Raw genomic sequence first — 18,302 nt, forward strand, 5'->3', positions numbered from 1 at the left:
CTCCTTGTTTTTTAAAGTTTTTCGACCTTTACATTATTTTTTAAATGCTCAACATCCTCTAATGTAACATATCCTGTCTTGTAATACATGGCATTTGCCGTTCCACATGCAGTTGCTAATATCGCAGCATCAACAATATCAAATCCTCTTTTTATGCCTACTGCCATACCTGCAACATATGAGTCCCCTGAGCCCACAGGACTTGCTACTTTTATCTGAGGTGGTATAAGTCTAAATACTCCTTCCTCACATGCAACGATAGAACCTTCACTGCCTAAAGATATTGACACAATAGTTATTCCAAACTGTTTGAGCTCTAAAGCCGCTTTTTTGATTTCTTCAGTATCTCCCAATTCTTTATTGAGTAGTTTTTCTACTTCTTCTTTGTTAGGTTTAATCATAAATGGTTTTGCTCTAATGGCTTTTGATAGGTATGCACCGCTCGTATCCAAAATTAATTTGGCACCATTTTGCTTTGAGATATTTATTAGTTCTACATAGATATCTTCAGGAACACCAGAAGGTGCACTTCCAGAGGCTGTTATGATATGACAGCTCTTTGATAGTTCATTAAAACTGTCCAAAAACTTTTCTATATAGTCTTGAGATACATAAGGTCCTTTTTCTAAGATCTCCGTCTGGGTATTTGATACAGGGTCTAAAATTGCTATACATGTACGAGTCTCTCCCTCTATTTTGATAAAACTACATTTGACACCTATTTTGTTAAGCTCTTCTTCTATGAATTCTCCCGATTTACCGCCTAAAAATCCTGTTGCTGTTACATCTTCTCCTAAGGTTTTTATAACCTTTGTTACATTGATTCCCTTGCCACCTGCCACGCTGTTTTCTTCCTGTGCTCTGAAAATTTTTCCTACTTGAAAATTGTCCACTCTGTAACTTCTGTCAACTGAGGGATTTAAAGTGACTGTCAATATCATGCTCTTTCACCACAGCCAAAAAGTTTTATTTTTCTTTTACGACTTCTTCTATTGCTTTTTCTCCAGATGCAAGGAATTTCCTTGGATCGCTCTCATCTGGGTTATTTTTAAATACTTCTTTTATTGCATTTGCAAAAGGAATTTTTAATTCTGTGGCAATGTTTAATTTGCATATACCCAGTTCTATAGCTTTTTTTATTAACTCATCAGGAACTCCTGATGCACCATGAAGTACCAATGGAATGTCTACTAAATTTGCTATTTCTTTTAGCCTTTCAAAGTCAAGTTTTACTTCTCCTTTATACATTCCGTGAGCCGTGCCAATTGCTATAGCTAATGAATCAATGCCTGTTTTCTCTACAAAATCTGCTGCCATTTCAGGATCTGTAAATGCACTTTTATCTTCTTTTACGTACATATCGTCTTCAACGCCTACTATACTCCCAAGTTCTGCCTCTACAGTTACCCCCGCTGCATGAGCTACTTCTACAACTTTTTTTGTCAGTTCGACATTTTGTTCATAGGAAAGCATTGAGCCGTCAATCATTACTGAAGTGTAACCTGCCCTTATGCATTTTACAACGAGGTCAAAGGAATTTCCGTGGTCTAAATGTAGTGCTATTGGTATGTCATATTTTTCTGATGCAACTTTTGCCATTGCAGCTATATAGTCTTCTCCTGCATGTTTTATTGTACCCGGTGTTGTCTGTAAAATTAAAGGTGACCTCATTTCATATGCAGCTTTTGCAACAGCTTTTAAAGTTTCAAGGTTGTGCACGTTAAAGGCTCCTACAGCATATTTGTTTTTTTAGCATCTTCAAGCATCTTTTTTGTATTGACTAATGACACTTTGTTCACCACCTATTCAAACTCAGTATAAAACCACTAAATATATTTTAAATATTGAACCTATTTAACTGTTCTAAAAAACTATTCTGCACCAGGCATTTAAAGCACCCTAGTGCAGAATAATAATCTCTCTTAAATACCCTCCCTCATTTTCTCTGTTCCTTCATCATCTTTATGATGTTCATTATACTGTGTAAAATTTAATACACTATTTTTAGTAGTTTTCACAGCAAGATTAGCCAACTCAGAAATTGACAATTTATCCTTTTGCAAAACTATTTCTAATAAAGCGCTTAAATTACACCCTGCTACCAATTCTATTTTTTTATCACCCGAAACAGCAAATTCAGCAGCTACTTTAAACGGTGTACCTCCTACAATATCGCACACTATTAAAATTGGTAAATCAGTATGCTTTTCAAGAATTTTCTTTATCTTGTATTTTAAACTTAAATCCGAATCATTTTCTCTAAAATCTACTGCATATAATTCATTATTGACTCCAGCTATAAGCTCGATCGAACTTTTTAGCCCAGTTGCATAACTCCCATGTCCTGTAATAATAATTACAGATCTGTGCATATCACAAAACCCCTAAATATGAGAAGAATATCGCCATAAAGAATGTTATTAATATCAATATAACTGGGCTTACTTTTTTCTTCTTTAATAGGTAAAACATCAATAAAGTATACCCTAAAGGTAAAATATTAGGGAAAATTTTGTCAAAAAATTCTGTTTGTAATGAGATAACATGATCTTTATTTATTGGAATCTTAGTTAATACTTCAATATGCACATATGTGGCTATTAATCCTCCAATAACAGTAACACCAAGTATAGAAGCTGCTTTAGAAAATATTTTTGATTGCTCTTTAATGAGGTCTATAGCGTTTACACCTAAAGTATAGCCAAGATGAGTTAAAGGAATGCGTAATAACCAGATGCTTAGATACACTGCAAAAAACAAAATTGGTCCAATTAAGCTTCCTTGCATAGCAAAAGAAGCACTAATACCTACCATTATCGGAAGTAAAGTAAACCAAAAAATAGCATCGCCAATACCCGCTAAAGGACCAAACAAGGCTACTTTTAATCCTCTAATTACTCCTCTATCCTCATGATTTTCTTCCAAAGAAAGCAACAGTCCCATTAAAAATCCTACTAAATTAGGATGAGTGTTTATAAATTCTAAGTTGTCCTTCATAGCCTCTGAAAGGCCTTTTTTATCATCTTTATATATCTTTCTCAAAAATGGTAATTGTGCTAAAGTGAACCCTCCTGCCTGCATTCTTTCATAGTTAAAACTGGCTTGTAAAAGTGAAGAAAAAATTGCTAGTTTTGTTATATCTTTTTTTGTCAACACTTTTTTATTAGATTCCGTCACTATAATCATCTCCCTTCGTTGCTACTACATTATTTAAAACAGGCTGATCTTTTGTACGGAAATACTCGTAAAGTGCTAAAGCTGCGCCTATTACCGCAACAGGTAATAAATTTGAAAAAGGTAGGAAAGAAGCTACAAAAAACCCTATTATAAAATATGGCGTGTATTCTGCTTTCATCATAACTCTAAGCAACATACCAAATCCTACCGCTGGTAATATTCCGCCTGCTATTTGGAATCCATGAGCCAACCAAGCTGGCATTGATTGCACAACTGTTTTCATCAAATCCTGTGCAACATATACACTTAAAAAGACGATTATTCCATAGCTTAGAGCAACAATAGAAGTAGTTAAAATATTTATTTTGGCAAGTCCTTTTACGTTTGCTTCTTCTGCATACTTATCAGCTTTTGCCATGAAAAACGAAAAGCTAGAGTAATAGAATAAAATAATATACTGCATTAGAAAACTAAAAGGTAATGCTAATCCTATTGCTGTCTTAGGATCTGCACCTGTTGTAAAAGCAATAACTGTTGTCATTAATCCTGCTAAAATTGGATTGGGTGGTTGCGTTCCTCCAGCGGGTGTTAATCCTGCAAATGCCAATTCGGTTAACCCACCAGCAATTAAGCCTGTGTGTACGTCACCAAGTATCAATCCTGTTAAAGTTCCAACAATTATCGGTCTAAAAAGGAAAAATGCTTCAAGCCAAAAATCCACACCTACTATTATCGCCATTAAAGTTAAAAGCAAAGCTTGCGTCAATGTAATGCTATGCATTCAATCAAACCTCCTCATTGTAAATATTCTTTTTTATCGTCAGGAGTATCTTGTATATACACTTCCACCCCTTTCGAACTAATATAGTGCAAATCTTCTAAATCATTGTCATCTACATATACTTTTTTACTTAGCTGTTTTTTACCTGGTGAAAAATGCATGTTACCAACATTCACTTCTTTTATAGGTACTCCCCCATCTACTAATTTTCTAACAACTTGCGGAGTTTTGCACACTATAAAAATTTTCTGAGATGGAGAAGCTTTATGAATTATATTTATAGTGTGTTCTATGGTAAAAAAACGAATCCCTACACCTGCCATTTCTGCTGTCATCTTCATCAGCTGCTGCTGTAAAGGATCATTAGCTACTTCATCATCTACAACAACGATCAAATTTGCTCCTAAAGATTTTACCCAAGTAACTCCTACTTGCCCATGAACTAAACGATTATCTATACGTGTTAATAAAATATTAGGAACTGACAATAACTCCCCTCCTTTCAGTTTGAATTTGTTTTCACTATATTTCTTTAGCAAAAAGCATGCCAAAGAGTGTAATTAATTTTAACAGCATTGATATACAAAAAAGCATTCCTATCGAAGGAATGCCTAGAAATCAAATATAATTTCGTTTATTTTAAAAGTTCTTGCAAGGTTATTTTATACTGGTAAATCTTTTATTTTTGTAACTATCAAGTCATATATAAACCCTATTTCCGTCGTCGGTATATCCACTTTATAAGTTTCTTCTATGACACTAAAAGAAGCTTTAATAAAATCTATGAACTGTCTATGACACTGTTCAAATTCCTCTAAATTACTGTAAGATGTTATTGGTTCTTTCATTACTAGTCTTTCAATCATTACACTGACATGTATATACAAACTAATTTTCAAATCATTGGAAAATCTAACTCCAATAAATCTTTCTAAATCCGAAATAGCTTTTTCAACCTGGACAATTATTTTATCAGGATTCAATATGGTCAAATGTTGTAATACATTTTGTAAAGAGAAAAGTCTGACTATTGTCTGATTAATCTGCTGTATAGTTTCGTCATCAACAATGCCTCTTAATATTTTACTTAACAAGACATCTCCTTTGCCAGCAATTAAATCTTCTAAAGACAAATAGGGTATCTCTTTTATTCCAGGGTCTGCTGTTCCAATGATTAGCTTAACATTAAAATTTTTGAATATCTCATCTTTTATCCCATTTCCTTTTAACCTGCTGTAATCATATGGAATAATCTCAATATCTTCATTTGTAAAACATTCTTTTAAAAGGTCTTTTATTTTCACTGCTGTACCGATTCCTGTTACACAAGTTGTTAGAATGGCATTTTCTCTATTTTTTTGAGATTTAATGAATCTATAACTGCTGCTATTTTTCTGTATTGCCTCTGTTACAATTTGCTCTAAAGGTTGATTTTGCAATATTCTATTCCCAACGTCTAAAGCCAATTGAGTAGTAATATTATTAATAATTGCTATGTCTCCCTCTACAATGTCAGTTAAAGACTTGTATATCTCCTCTAAAGAACCCATGTCCACTAATATAATAATCCCTTTGGAGGTATCTATATTTTTTAAATAATCTTGAACTTTTAGCATAATCTCTTGTGTCGACATCTCAATTGGCATATCAAAAGCTTCAAAAACAAACTGTCCCAAAAGCCTATTGGCGACACTAGCTATGCTACTGGCAGTTGAATAACCATGGGCTATTATTATGGAATTTATGAGATTTGTATTGTCACTTTTAGTTAAGCTTTTAATATAAAGTGTAAAATAAATTACAGCAATTTGGTTGAGTTTTACGTCCAAGTTAACTTCAATAAGTTCTACCATTTTGTTAGCTATTATAAATTCTTTTGGGAAAACATTTTTTAAGACTCTTAATACCATTGTTATATTTTCAGGATACTTTTCATAAGTTGCATCGCTTAATAAATAATTAATAAAATGGGTCAACACCAAAACTGAATTACCATAATATTTAATTCCGTACATGTTTTGTATTATATTTAACACATTTTCTACTATGTTTTTGATAGCATTGAAAACTATTGAATCTATATACGTGTTATCGTTTTTAAAAATTATTTTATCTGTAAACTCATTTAAATAAATCAAAGCATCTTTTTTAAAACTGTCAGCATTTATTTCCCTACTACTATATTTCTCAAATAGCACAAATATTTTGCTTACTACTTCATATACATCTTTATTGTCTTCTTTGTCCCATATCAAATCTTCATCTTTTCTATTATGAGAAATTAACATTCCGTTAAAATGAAAATTACTTTTTATTATATCTAAATCGGCCTGCATTTCTCTTGGCAGGTCATATAGATGGATTCGCAATATATTTGTTTTCTCTCTTATGACATGGTTATAGGCTTGAGCACAGCTGTATTTTATGACATTTATAAGTTTGCCAATGTTGCCAGAAATTTTGGTTTTAAGAAGTACATTAAGGACTTGTTTGCTTATTAAAATATCCATTCCCAGATTTTTGGCCTCATTTTTGTAAAAGTTATAGATAAGTTGTAACCTTTCATGTAAAGGCCTATCATAGAGAGAGGGGATGTTTACAACTAATGGTATCCTTCTTAAAAAAGTCTTTGTAAGAGTTTGCTCAGGGTCTTCAGTTGTGGCAAAGATAAACCTTACTTTTGCTGTCCTCCAATTGCCTGTCTCACCAAGCCTTCTAAATATGCCTTTGTCCAAAAATAGAAACAGTTTTTCCTGCCCTTCTGGCGGAAGCCTGTGAACCTCATCCAAAAATAAATACCCGCCGTCTGCTTCCTCTAAAAGGCCCGGCTTATCTCTATCCGCCCCTGTAAATGCCCCTTTCACATAGCCAAAAAGATTTGCTGACAATAGTTCAGGATTATTGGCGTATTCAGCACAATTAAATATTACATAGGGAGCATTTTCATCTATAGCACCAATAGATTTAGCATATTCGTAAATAAGCTGCGCAATATAGCTTTTACCTACTCCTGTATTTCCAATTAGCAAAATAGGTAGTCCATTGGGAGGATAAGAAGCCGCTGATTTACATAATTTCACTTGTGTTTTAAGACTGCCGTTATATCCTATAAGCTTTGTAAAAGGGTCATCGTTTGAAACCTTTACAGTTGAATCCAAGGTTTTAGCCGTTTCTTTGAATTCTCTTGCTTTCTTTTCATAAACTTCTTTGTCTAAAAAATAGACAGGCCTTGTGTTTATCTTTATTATTTTGCCTTCTTTATAAAGTTCATTTAATAAATGGCTTGCTACATTCCTTCTCAAATTCAATTTTTTGGCAATTTCTTGGGCAGTCAATCCCTTCTTTTCTTTAATATTTATATCTTTTGACAAATCCTTTATTAAATTAAAAACCCTCTCTTTGTTTGTCAAGGATGGTCTCCCCTTTAAGATCTTTAAAACTTTTGTAATTATCACACTAATTAATCTTATTAAAAGTATATCACATAAAAATGAAAATTTTTAGAGGTAATTACTCACTAACTTCTTTTTTAATTGTTTGAGATAAAATCAACGACATAAAAACTACTACAATCATAAATACCAATATTGCAGAAAAACCTACAAAAACGCCAAAGAGGTCGTTTAGTTTGCCAATCAAAAAATTTGCAAACATATTTATGGTTGAGGCTATGGTTACAGTAATACCAATTATAGCACTGACGTGCTTTTTAAATTCTTTCATAATTGTGGCAATGACGGTTGGAAAAATTATTGAATAAAAAAACCTGAAATAGAAATTGAAAAGGCTAAGCTTTTCGACAACATGCCTATTGCAATAAACACTGCAGCACAAAGGGAAGAAACTGAAAGGCTTCTAAGATATCCAACCTTTTCGACAATAAAACCGCCAAATAATCTCCCTAATGTGAAAGTTGCAAAGAAAATGGAAAGGTATAGAGAACTTATTGTGTTATCCATCTTATACCATTCCCTTAAAAATGTAACAGCCCAATTCCCTACACCAAGTTCAGAAGCAACATAAAAACCTAACATAATTGCAAAAAGCCACATTCTTTTATTCCCTAATATTTCGCCATAATTTATTTTTCTTTTATTATATGTTGTCCCTCTTGTATTTTAATAGCCAAAGTAGCCAGTATAAGTATAAAAGCTAAAGCCGCTACACTCAAATACACCAACTGCCACGTAAAGTTAAAATGAAGCAATTTCACAGTTATATTAGGGGATATAATAGCTCCCACTCCATAAAAAAAATGAAGCAAATTCATCATTATTGCCTGATTCATTATAAATACCAATGCAGCAATGGCATTTATGCCTATTTCCACAGAACCCATCCCCATATTCATAATAAAGGCAAAAAGAAGGAATAAAATAAAATTGGGTGCCATTGAAATTCCAATTATACCTAGTAGTATAAGTAATAAACCACTTAAAAGAACTAATTTTCTCCCTATCTTCTCTGTTAAAAACCCTCCAAAAAAAGTTGACAAAATAAACCCTAAACTTCCTACAGATAAAAACAAACCCATCATTGTATAGTCGACACTATAAAAGGTTTTAATGCTCAGTATAATGGGTCCTTTGACATTTTCTATTATTCCTATGAGCATCATCAAAAGGTAAATTATAACGATTGTGTATGTATTTTTGTTCAATAAAAATACCTCCCTTGTTTTTACTGTGTATAATAATTATACAGGAAACAAGGGAGGAAAAACAAATTTTACTTGGTATCACGGTCTTTTGTCTTAGATTTTTTTATATCTTCTTTTACTTCTTCTAAGATCCTATAAGGTTTTGTAATTATTCTTACAGGCAGCGAAAATAGGAAGGAGCCAATATCTTCTTCTAATTCTTTTGTCATTCTTTGTGGTTTTGTCAATATCCTTTCTATAAAATCCTCTGCATAGTTCTTTTTAAGGTTTTCTTTATTTATCTCTAGTTCAGTACCGCACTTCTCACATGTTATACTCCTTATCATACCATCTTCATATGTTATAGTATGTTCTGTCTCTTCTTTGCAATGAAGGCAATAAAGTATTGCATTCATATAAGTGTACATATTTATCACTTCCTAATTTTTTCATAATTATAGCACAAATTGTAGCGGATCTTCTAATATTTCTTTTATTCTATTTGAAAATTTTGCTGCAACAGACCCATCTAAAAATTAGAATAAAATCAGGTGGATACTTTAATTCAGTCGATGTCTTAGAAATCAATATATACTTGCAACATGTGAATTTAAGCCAAACTAAATGGAAGTTTGTCTTTTTTTGATCCTTTAATAAAATTCTGCTTCTATTTGTCAGCTGCCTGGGTTTGCAGTATTTGATTGATACTATCCTTTATTTTTTAACATAATGAGAATAATCATTAATCTTGTTATTAAAAATCGAAGAAGTACCTAAGACTAAGACGTCTGCACCAGCATTTATAACATCAGGAATTGTTTTCTCATTAATGTTGCCATCAACTTCTATTAGTGGATTATTATTATTATTTTTACATATCTCCTTAACCTGTCTGATTTTGCCAAGAACATCTTTTCTAAAAACTTGACCTGCAAACCCGGGATTAACTGTCATCATCAAAATCATATCTATATCCTTTAATACATCTTTTATAACATTGACTGAAGTTTCGGGACTTATTGCAATTGATGCTTTAATTCCTGAACCCTTAATTAAATTTATAATTTTATAATAATCTTCTGTAGTTTCTGCATGAAATGAAATGTATTCTGGCTTAATGTAAAGAAATAATTTAATAAATTTTTCAGGATCAACAGTCGCGAAATGTAAATCAAGGGGAATTTTTGTGTATTCTTTAATCTGCTCAATTACATATGGCCCCATACCTAGATTATTTACAAAAACCCCATCCATTATATCGCAGTGAAGCATATCAATATGAGCATTTTCTAATTTTTGTAACTCTTGCTTTAGTTCTAACTGATTAGCACAAATTATTGACGCGGCAAACTTAACCATAACGCTCATCCCCTTAAAAACTATTCTTCAGCTTATCATTAAGTTCGTCCCAATCTTCCTTAAACTTATTAATACTTTTCTCTGTCAAATAATTATTAAACATTTCACAAAAAAGTTCATATGAAATAGTAACGGCCTGTGCGCCCGCTTTTATTACACGCATTATTTGTTCCATATTTCTAAAGCTTGCGGCTAAAATTTTTGTTTCAATATTATTCATTTCGTATATATTTCTTATTTCTTTTATTATATTAATTGCATCAATCTCATTCTGTTCCATTCTATTTATATATGGAGCAATATAATCAGCTCCTGCAAGAGCTGAAACAACTGCCTGACTTGTAGTAAATACCGCAGTAGCTATTGTTTTTATTGATTTATCGCTAAGCTCTTTTATTGCTTTAATACCATCTGGTGTTACAGGTATTTTTATTCCTATCCTCTTATTATCGAATTCTAATAAACTTTGTACCTCTGACATAATATCTTCATATTTTTCAGAAACTGTTTGTACATATACCATTCCCTTACTATATTTTAAAATATCTCTTATCGAATTCTCTCTTGATTTTCTTGTTTTCAAAAGTATTGTTGGATTTGTTGTTACCCCTTTTACTATTCCTATATTGAAAGCTGATTTTATCTCATCTATATCAGCAGTATCTAAATATAATTCCACTTTATAACCTCCCATTCGGAATAATTAAAACTTTCATCTTTTACCTGCTTTTTTAAATATCTCTATGGTTTCCATTGGATTTTGTGACTCAAAAATTGCAGAACCAGCGACTATAATGTCAGCACCTACCTTTACTACCTCCGCTACATTAGATAAATTAATACCCCCGTCCACTTCAATTTCAAATTTTAATCCCAAATTTTCTCTCAATAAGCGTAAATCCTCAATTTTTTTAAGCATAATATCTACAAACTTTTGTCCTCCAAAACCTGGATCTACTGTCATTATCAAAACAACATCTACGTCTTGCAAAACATACCTTATAGTCTCTAGAGGAGTAGCAGGATTTAGAGAAACACCAGCCTTTATTCCATACCCCTTTATTTTTTTGTATCGTCCTGTGAAGGTGAAGACAAGCTTCTTGATGGACCGTTATATTATCTGCACCAGAACTCACAAAATCTTCTATGTACAAATCAGGGTTTTCAATCATCAAATGCACATCAAAAGGAAGAGATGAAAATTTCCTTAAAGATTTTACAACAGCTGGTCCTATAGTTATATTTGGAACAAAGTGTCCATCCATTACGTCAATATGTAAAAGGTCAGCACCTTTTTCTACTCTTTTTATGTCTTCTAATAAATTCGCAAAATTAGCTGATAATATTGAAGGAGCTATTTTCAATTTCTGGTACCTCCTGGTTTTATTTTTTACTATATTTCTTTTCTATTTCTATCACCTTATCTATTCTTTTCTGATGTCTTCCTCCTTGAAATTCGGCATCAAGCCATTCATCTACAATCATTGTCGCAAGACCAGGTCCTATTACCCTTCCTCCAAGGCATATTATATTTGCATTATTATGTTGTTTACATAATCTTGCCGAAAATACATCTCCAACTACAGCAGCCCTTATACCCGGAACTTTGTTTGCAGCTATCGATATGCCTATCCCTGTCCCACAGCACAGTATTCCGCAGTCACTTTCTCCATTTATAATGCTTTCTGCCACTTTTAACGCATATTTAGGATAATCTACTGATTCTTTAGAATATGTTCCATAGTCCATATATTCTATGTTCCTCTCTTCAAGATGCTTTTTTATTACTTCCTTTAGCTCGAATCCTCCATGGTCACATCCTAATGCTATTCTCATATTATCATCCCTTCAGTCTATAATTTGCTTAAATTTTCTAATATGAGCCTTTTTGCACAAATTTGTGCCCTTATTCATATTTTCATTTTTGCGCTTTCCCAGTCTTTCATAAATTTTTCTATCCCTATATCTGTTAACGGATGTTTTACCATTTGCATTATTACTTTATATGGTACAGTCGCTATGTCCGCTCCAAGTTTTGCTGCTTCTAGTACGTGCACTGGGTTCCTTACGCTTGCTACTATTATTTCTGTTTTTATTCCATAGTTCTTAAATATTTGTACAATCTGGGATATTAGTGACATTCCATCTGTGCTTATATCATCCAGTCTTCCTACAAAAGGGCTTACATATGTTGCACCTGCACGAGCTGCAAGCAACGCCTGTGTTGCTGAAAATATCAGCGTCACATTTGTCTTTATACCTTCTTTTGATAATACTTTAACAGCTTTTAGGCCTTCTACAGTCATGGGTATCTTGATTACTATGTTTTCATGAATGTTCGCAAGTTCCTTTGCCTCTTTTATCATTCCTTCATGCTCTGTGCTTATTACTTCAACACTAATCGGACCATCTACTATTGCTGTTATTTCTTTAACAATTTCAATGAAATCTCTTCCTTCCTTTGCTATTAATGATGGATTTGTTGTAACTCCTGCTATTACTCCTAATTCATTTGCTTCCCTAATTTCATTAACATTTGCAGTATCAATAAAAAATTTCATGTCTCTCTCCTCCCATCTATTCTTAATATTTTATTTGAAGGATTTTACGGTCTCTATGATGTTTTGGGTTGTTAGTCCATATTCTTTTAATAAATCTTTTGGTTTTCCTGATTGCCCAAATCTGTCATTTATTCCTATCATCTTTACTTTTGTAGGATATTCTTGCGATAAGACTTCACATACCGCCGACCCTAATCCGCCTATTATGCTGTGTTCTTCTGCTGTCACAATTTTGCCGGTCTTTTTTGCAGAGCTAATTATTAATTCTTTGTCTATTGGCTTTATTGTATGAATGTTGATTACTTCTGCATCTATTCCATATTTTTTTAATTCTTCCGCTGCTTCTAATGCCATAGCAACCATTATCCCTGTAGCTATTATTGTTACATCATTCCCGCTTTTTAATATTTCGCCTTTTCCAATCTGAAATTTGCAATGTTCATCGTGTATTGTGGGTACAGTCATCCTCCCTAATCTGATATAAACCGGACCTTCGTACTCAGCTGCCTGTAATATTGCGTATTTGGTTTCCACATCGTCAGATGGATTTATTACAACCATATTGGGTATTGACCTCATCAGAGAAATGTCTTCTATTGATTGATGTGTTGCGCCATCCTCTCCTACTGTTATCCCCGCGTGTGTAGCTGCTATTTTTACATTTAGTTTTGGATATGCTACTGAGTTTCTAATTTGTTCATATGCCCTCCCTGCCGCAAATATGGCAAATGTACTTACAAATGGTATTTTGCCGCATGTAGCAAGTCCTGCTGCTGTCCCTATCATGTCTGCTTCTGCTATTCCTATATTAAAGAACCTTTCGGGGCATACCTTCTGAAATTCTGCCGTTTTTGTTGATTTTGATAAATCTGCGTCAAGTACAACTACATTGTTATTTCTTTTGCTTAGTTCTACTAGTGCTTCACCATACGCTTCTCTCGTTGCTTTGTTCATTATGCTTCACTCCTCTCCAATTCAGCTAGTGCTTTTTCTGCTTCTTCTTTTTTAGGTGCAACTCCATGCCATTCAACCCTGTTCTCCATAAATGATACTCCTTTTCCTTTTATAGTTTTTGCTATTATTATTGTAGGTTTCCCCTTTGTGGCTTTTGCTTCTTCTATTGCTCTATCAAGTTCTTCAAAGTTATGACCATCTGCTTCAATTACATTCCATCCAAATGCTTTAAATTTTCTTTTACTGGTGCTATATTCATTACATCTTCGTTCTTGCCATCAATTTGTAACCCATTGTAATCTAATATTGCGGTTAAGTTGTCTAATTTATAGTGAGCAGCAGTCATTGCAGCTTCCCATATCTGTCCTTCTTGTATTTCTCCATCACCTAGTATTACATATACTCTATAGTTCTTGTGATCAAGTTTACCTGCAAGCGCCATACCATTTGCCGCTGACAAACCTTGACCAAGAGAACCTGTCGTCATATCAACTCCTGGTGTGGATTTCATATCTGGATGTCCCTGCAATATCGAATGTAGTTGTCTTAACGTTTTTAATTCTTCTTTTGGAAAATATCCTCTTTCGCTTAGTACCGCATACAATGCTGGGGCTGCATGGCCTTTCGATAATACTAGCCTATCTCTTTCTTCCCATTTTGGATTTTCAGGATCTATGTTCATTTTATCAAAATACAAAATAGTAAGAATATCAGTACAGGATAGCGATCCTCCTGGATGGCCAGACCCCGCTTCTGCGATCATAGCTATTATGTCTTTTCTAATTTCTTTCGCTTTTTGTTTTAAGTAGTCTTTGGACATTTATGGTCACCCCTCATATAAATTTAGGCAAACAATATTTTTATTAAAATTTTCCAGGTTTATTGCATATGCGCAATAAACCTGGAATAACTTTTTTAAAATATTCCCAAGATACCTCCTGCTACAGCAATTATTAATAAATACCCCATTATTTTTATAGGAGATATTCCTTTTTTAACAAGATAGAAAACAGAGAAAGTCAATGCTAGTGGTAATAATCCAGGCATAATTTTGTCAAATAAATCTTTTTGTAAAGAAAAGCTTACTTTATTAATTTTAAACGCTATTGGAGTTGTAAGAGTAACAAACCTTCCTACTAATCCTCCCATTACAAACGTTCCTAAAATAGAAGCTCCCTCAACAACTTTGTTAATAATACCGCCCTTTAAAATATCTTCTACAGCTTTTCTTCCATATTTGTATCCATTCATCCACATTCCAAAAGATATACTGGTTAAAATCACATATTGTCCTACAACAAATAGAATAGGTCCCAATATGTTTTTATTCATAGTAATACCAATAGTTATAGCAAGCATAAGAGGAGTAATAATACCTTGAGTTAGAGTATCACCTATACCCGCTAACGGCCCCATTAATCCTACTTTAATACCGTTAATAGCCTCATCACTTATTGGTTCACCATTAGCTTTTTCCTCCTCCATTGCAATTGTTATTCCATGTATAACTGATCCAACTACTGGCTCTGTATTAAAAAAGGCTAAATGTCTTTTTGCAGCAGCAATTGCTTCATCTTTTTTTGTATAAAGTTTTTGTATAACTGGAAGCATCGAATGCGCAAATGCAGTAGCTTGGAGTCTTTCATAGTTATAATTTGATTGAGCAAAAAAGAACCATCTTATCCAAGCTTTTATTATGTCTTTCCTTGTGAGTTTATTATTCATATTTGTATACCTCCTTTTGGCAAATAAAATTAAGCATTATTGTCCACTTTAGCAGTTTGTTCCTTTAGTTGTACGATCGTAAGAGCTATAATTATTCCAACTATTGCTATAAGAACTATATCCATTTTGTAATGTACTGATAACAATGTACCTAATACAAAAAATGGTAAAGTAAATTTGTTGCCAATCATTTTTAAGTTCATTGCAATTCCGAGGGCAGGTAACATAGCGCCGATTACATTAAAGACATGCATTACTTTTGGTCCCATTAAAGCTAAGAAATCAGAAACAGCATTTGGACCATAATATACTACTAACGTTGCAGGGATAAAACTTAACAGGAAAAGCAGTATTTGCGGCGGAATTACGTTGATGATTGCTATAGCCTTTAAATTACCTTTTTCTACTTCTCTATCAATCCAGTGCACGAAAAGTGAGTTTATGGTCATTTTTGTTATCCATAAAACTGTGGCAATAGTACCTAAAGGGACAGATATCGCCATTGCCGTATTTGCATCTAAATTTGATGCAAGTGCAAGTGCTGTGCCGACATATCCTGCAAACGCCGGATCTCCCATTTGTGCACCACCGGCAGAGATAAAACCGAGATATATTACATTTATCGCAGCGCCAATCATTGCACCTTCTAATGGCTTGCCTAAAATTATACCTGTGACAAATCCAGCTAATAATGGTCTATTCCATGTAAAAAATCCAAGATAAGTTAAAAATGGACTCCAAGAGAGATAATAGAAAAATCCTATTAATGCTGCTTGCCAAAAAGTAATGTGCATAATAGTTTACCTCCTTATACCCTATTTGTTTAGTAATTTGTCAACAGAAATTTTTTTATCATCAGGAACTATTTGGATGTATACACTTACCCCTAAGTTTATCATTTCTTTAAGTATATTTTTTTCCTCCTCTGACACAGAAATGTTTTTATAGAATTGTTTTCTACCAGGTGCCGCTCCTATTCCACCTATGTTAACTTCTTTTATTTCAACCCCCTTGTTAATAAGTGAAAAAATTGTGGTCGGCGTTTTTGCTAAGATTATTACTCTATCTTTGTCATCACCTCCTTCTTTTAATACTTGAGAAGCTTTTTCTACATTATAAATTTCAATTTTTACAGAAGGTGGAGCTGCCATTTTTAAAACATTTATCATAAATTCGTCCTGAGTAACACCATCATCAACTATTACAATTCTGTTAGCTCCTGTAAATTTTACCCATGCTGTAACTACCTGACCATGTATTAAACGATCATCAATTCTAACAAGCATTATGGTTGACATTAGTATTCTCTCCTTTCTTTGATTTAATTAATAAAATTTAGATATATTGTAAATTCTTAATATTTATAATTACTTAATTGCTGCTTTAAATCTTTAATACTTTCTAATCCAACATTTAAACATTGAGCTTTAAGCTCCTCAAGTTGTAAAAAAGATCGTGATGAAAAAGCTTCTAATATCATTGGTAAGTTAACACCTATAATACATTCAATAGAAACATTAGCTTGCTCAAATTCATTCATATTTAAAACTACAGAATTAAAAGGTGTCCCTCCGTACAAATCTGCAAATATTAGCACTCCATCACCTTCATCAAGAGATTTAGCTTCATTTAGGATATTTAATTTAAATTCTTCTATGGTATTGCCTGGAAATAATCCAATAGCTTTACAATTTTTTTGTTCGCCCACTATCAACTCTGCACTTTTAACAAGTTCCACTCCAAAGTTTCCATGTGTGACGACTAATATTCCAACCATTTCAATAACCCCTTTTCAAGTATAATAAGTTCACAGATGTAAAATCAAAAATATTTTACATATTTACTATAACTTTTCCGAAAAATTCATCACGTTTGTACATTTTTTCAAAAATTGCTGGTAACTCATCCAAAGTAATTCGATGCGTAATAATGGGTTTTGCCCTAAGTACACCTTCCTCCATTTTTTGAATAGTAACAAACCATTCTCGTCCTGGAAATGGAAATGAATTTGAAAACCATGTACCAACAACTTTTAACTCATTTCGTATTATTTTTTCAAAATGTTCCCTTGAGATTGAAACATCACTATATGGAACACCTGCAAACAAGACAGTTCCACCTTTCTTAGCTAATGTCAATATTTGTGAACAAGTGAAAGCTGTACCAGCAGACTCTATCGCTACATCAACACCTTTGAAATTAGTTAACCTTTGGATTTCTTTAATTATGTCTACATTTTTTGAATTTATACAAATATCAGCACCAACTTCTTTTGCTATAGCTAGTTTTTCTTCAAATATATCTATTGCAATGACTTGAGATGCTCCAAAAATCTTAGCCCACTGAATTAGAAATAATCCTATTGGTCCAGCCCCTAATATTGCTACAACGTCTCCCACTTTTAAATTTGTTCTATATAATCCATGAGCCGCAACGGCTGCTGGTTCTACTGTTGCAGCAGTCTCAAAATCCAAACTTTCTGGAATTTTTATTACATTGTTCCTATTTACTTTTACATATTCTGCAAAGCCTCCGTCATTATCATTATTGCCTAAAATAGTAATATTTTCACATTGTGAAAATTTACCTTGCAAACAATAATCACATTTAAAACACGGTAAGACAGGGCAAACTGTAACATGGTCACCAACCTTTAAGTTTTTTACATTTTCACCAATTTCATGAACAATGCCTGAAAACTCATGTCCCATTATTTCACCTTGTTTGTGGGGCCCAGTTCTACCATATTTAGATAAATCAGACCCACATATACCTGCAGCTTTGACTTTTATAATTACGTCGTTATTTGATTCAATTTTAGGCTGAGGTACATGTTCTATTCTAATGTCTCTAACACCATAAAATCTTGCGGCTTTCATTATATCTCTCCCTTCTAATGCTGTTTCATATATTATCAAAAGTTATAGAGTGAAATGTGTAGCTAATTGTTTAATCGCTTATATATTTTGTTGCAAATTCCATGCCAAAAATATTACAACATTAATGCTTTAATAAAAAAATAATAAAATAAGTGCCGCTATTTCCTAATTAATTAGGGCACTTATTTTATTCTACAATCCTATTTAAAAAATTTTTTTAAGAACAC

20 protein-coding genes and 3 pseudogenes are annotated in these 18,302 nt (G+C 33.0%); all 23 read right to left on the reverse strand.

All coding sequences use genetic code 11. From position 1 onward, the window contains the following. Positions 1-11: 11 nt before the first annotated feature. Entirely contained in the window at positions 12-941 is a 930-nt protein-coding gene (pfkB, locus tag THESIDRAFT1_RS01900) for a 1-phosphofructokinase (RefSeq protein WP_006569359.1), read from the reverse strand. Beyond that, positions 938-1,790 (reverse strand): annotated as a pseudogene (gene fba, locus THESIDRAFT1_RS01905) (class II fructose-1,6-bisphosphate aldolase). The gene pfkB and the pseudogene fba overlap by 4 nt, the downstream one beginning before the upstream one ends. Positions 1,791-1,922: 132 nt before the next feature. Next, the gene (locus THESIDRAFT1_RS01910; protein WP_006569361.1) at positions 1,923-2,372 is read right to left on the reverse strand and encodes a PTS sugar transporter subunit IIA domain-containing protein; all 450 of its coding nucleotides are present in this window, start codon (positions 2,370-2,372) and stop codon (positions 1,923-1,925) included. Between the two features lies 1 nt (position 2,373). Further along, positions 2,374-3,186, reverse strand: a complete 813-nt coding sequence (agaD, locus tag THESIDRAFT1_RS01915; RefSeq protein ID WP_033426647.1) for a PTS galactosamine transporter subunit IID — start codon at positions 3,184-3,186, stop codon at positions 2,374-2,376. Continuing rightward, complete coding sequence (gene agaC, locus THESIDRAFT1_RS01920) at positions 3,164-3,958, reverse strand: PTS galactosamine transporter subunit IIC (protein ID WP_003869003.1); 795 nt, start codon at positions 3,956-3,958, stop codon at positions 3,164-3,166. Before agaC ends, agaD begins: the two co-directional genes overlap by 23 nt. Positions 3,959-3,972: 14 nt before the next feature. Then, complete coding sequence (gene agaB / locus THESIDRAFT1_RS01925; protein WP_003869002.1) at positions 3,973-4,446, reverse strand: PTS galactosamine transporter subunit IIB; 474 nt, start codon at positions 4,444-4,446, stop codon at positions 3,973-3,975. A 174-nt stretch (positions 4,447-4,620) separates the two neighbouring features. Continuing rightward, entirely contained in the window at positions 4,621-7,368 is a 2,748-nt protein-coding gene (locus THESIDRAFT1_RS01930; RefSeq protein ID WP_006569362.1) for a sigma-54-dependent transcriptional regulator, read from the reverse strand. Between the two features lie 100 nt (positions 7,369-7,468). Beyond that, positions 7,469-7,681 (reverse strand): hypothetical protein, encoded by a 213-nt coding sequence (locus THESIDRAFT1_RS13675; protein ID WP_244262709.1) that lies wholly within the window; start codon positions 7,679-7,681, stop codon positions 7,469-7,471. A gap of 26 nt (positions 7,682-7,707) precedes the next feature. Beyond that, positions 7,708-8,010, reverse strand: coding sequence for an MFS transporter (locus THESIDRAFT1_RS13680; RefSeq protein WP_244262710.1), 303 nt, complete (start codon positions 8,008-8,010; stop codon positions 7,708-7,710). 29 nt (positions 8,011-8,039) lie between these two features. After that, the gene (locus THESIDRAFT1_RS13685; protein WP_244262711.1) at positions 8,040-8,618 is read right to left on the reverse strand and encodes an MFS transporter; all 579 of its coding nucleotides are present in this window, start codon (positions 8,616-8,618) and stop codon (positions 8,040-8,042) included. Positions 8,619-8,686: 68 nt separating this feature from the next. After that, complete coding sequence (locus THESIDRAFT1_RS01940; protein WP_006569364.1) at positions 8,687-9,025, reverse strand: hypothetical protein; 339 nt, start codon at positions 9,023-9,025, stop codon at positions 8,687-8,689. 286 nt (positions 9,026-9,311) lie between these two features. After that, complete coding sequence (gene rpe / locus THESIDRAFT1_RS01945) at positions 9,312-9,956, reverse strand: ribulose-phosphate 3-epimerase (protein WP_006569365.1); 645 nt, start codon at positions 9,954-9,956, stop codon at positions 9,312-9,314. A 13-nt stretch (positions 9,957-9,969) separates the two neighbouring features. Further along, on the reverse strand, positions 9,970-10,635 hold the full coding sequence (locus THESIDRAFT1_RS01950; protein ID WP_006569366.1) for a transaldolase family protein: 666 nt from the start codon (positions 10,633-10,635) through the stop codon (positions 9,970-9,972). A 33-nt stretch (positions 10,636-10,668) separates the two neighbouring features. Next, positions 10,669-11,320 (reverse strand): annotated as a pseudogene (gene rpe, locus THESIDRAFT1_RS01955) (ribulose-phosphate 3-epimerase). 19 nt (positions 11,321-11,339) lie between these two features. Then, positions 11,340-11,792, reverse strand: coding sequence for a ribose 5-phosphate isomerase B (rpiB, locus tag THESIDRAFT1_RS01960; protein ID WP_006569368.1), 453 nt, complete (start codon positions 11,790-11,792; stop codon positions 11,340-11,342). Positions 11,793-11,866: 74 nt separating this feature from the next. Next, positions 11,867-12,517: a fructose-6-phosphate aldolase gene (gene fsa / locus THESIDRAFT1_RS01965; RefSeq protein ID WP_006569369.1), complete on the reverse strand. Its 651-nt coding sequence runs from the start codon at positions 12,515-12,517 to the stop codon at positions 11,867-11,869. 30 nt (positions 12,518-12,547) lie between these two features. Continuing rightward, positions 12,548-13,471, reverse strand: a complete 924-nt coding sequence (locus THESIDRAFT1_RS01970) for a transketolase family protein (RefSeq protein ID WP_006569370.1) — start codon at positions 13,469-13,471, stop codon at positions 12,548-12,550. Further along, positions 13,471-14,291, reverse strand: a pseudogene (locus tag THESIDRAFT1_RS01975) (transketolase). The gene THESIDRAFT1_RS01970 and the pseudogene THESIDRAFT1_RS01975 overlap by 1 nt, the downstream one beginning before the upstream one ends. A 95-nt stretch (positions 14,292-14,386) precedes the next feature. Beyond that, positions 14,387-15,196, reverse strand: a complete 810-nt coding sequence (locus tag THESIDRAFT1_RS01980; RefSeq protein WP_006569372.1) for a PTS system mannose/fructose/sorbose family transporter subunit IID — start codon at positions 15,194-15,196, stop codon at positions 14,387-14,389. Positions 15,197-15,225: 29 nt separating this feature from the next. Continuing rightward, complete coding sequence (locus tag THESIDRAFT1_RS01985) at positions 15,226-15,990, reverse strand: PTS mannose/fructose/sorbose/N-acetylgalactosamine transporter subunit IIC (protein WP_006569373.1); 765 nt, start codon at positions 15,988-15,990, stop codon at positions 15,226-15,228. Positions 15,991-16,011: 21 nt separating this feature from the next. Then, entirely contained in the window at positions 16,012-16,494 is a 483-nt protein-coding gene (locus THESIDRAFT1_RS01990; RefSeq protein WP_006569374.1) for a PTS sugar transporter subunit IIB, read from the reverse strand. Between the two features lie 56 nt (positions 16,495-16,550). Next, on the reverse strand, positions 16,551-16,973 hold the full coding sequence (locus tag THESIDRAFT1_RS01995) for a PTS sugar transporter subunit IIA (RefSeq protein WP_006569375.1): 423 nt from the start codon (positions 16,971-16,973) through the stop codon (positions 16,551-16,553). 55 nt (positions 16,974-17,028) lie between these two features. Continuing rightward, positions 17,029-18,075 carry a galactitol-1-phosphate 5-dehydrogenase gene (locus tag THESIDRAFT1_RS02000; RefSeq protein ID WP_006569376.1) on the reverse strand — a complete coding sequence of 349 codons (1,047 nt, stop codon included), beginning with the start codon at positions 18,073-18,075 and terminating at the stop codon, positions 17,029-17,031. Positions 18,076-18,302: the final 227 nt, after the last annotated feature.

Origin of the sequence: Thermoanaerobacter siderophilus SR4, from assembly GCF_000262445.1 — a bacterium.
GTDB classification, from domain to species: Bacteria; Bacillota; Thermoanaerobacteria; order Thermoanaerobacterales; family Thermoanaerobacteraceae; genus Thermoanaerobacter; species Thermoanaerobacter ethanolicus.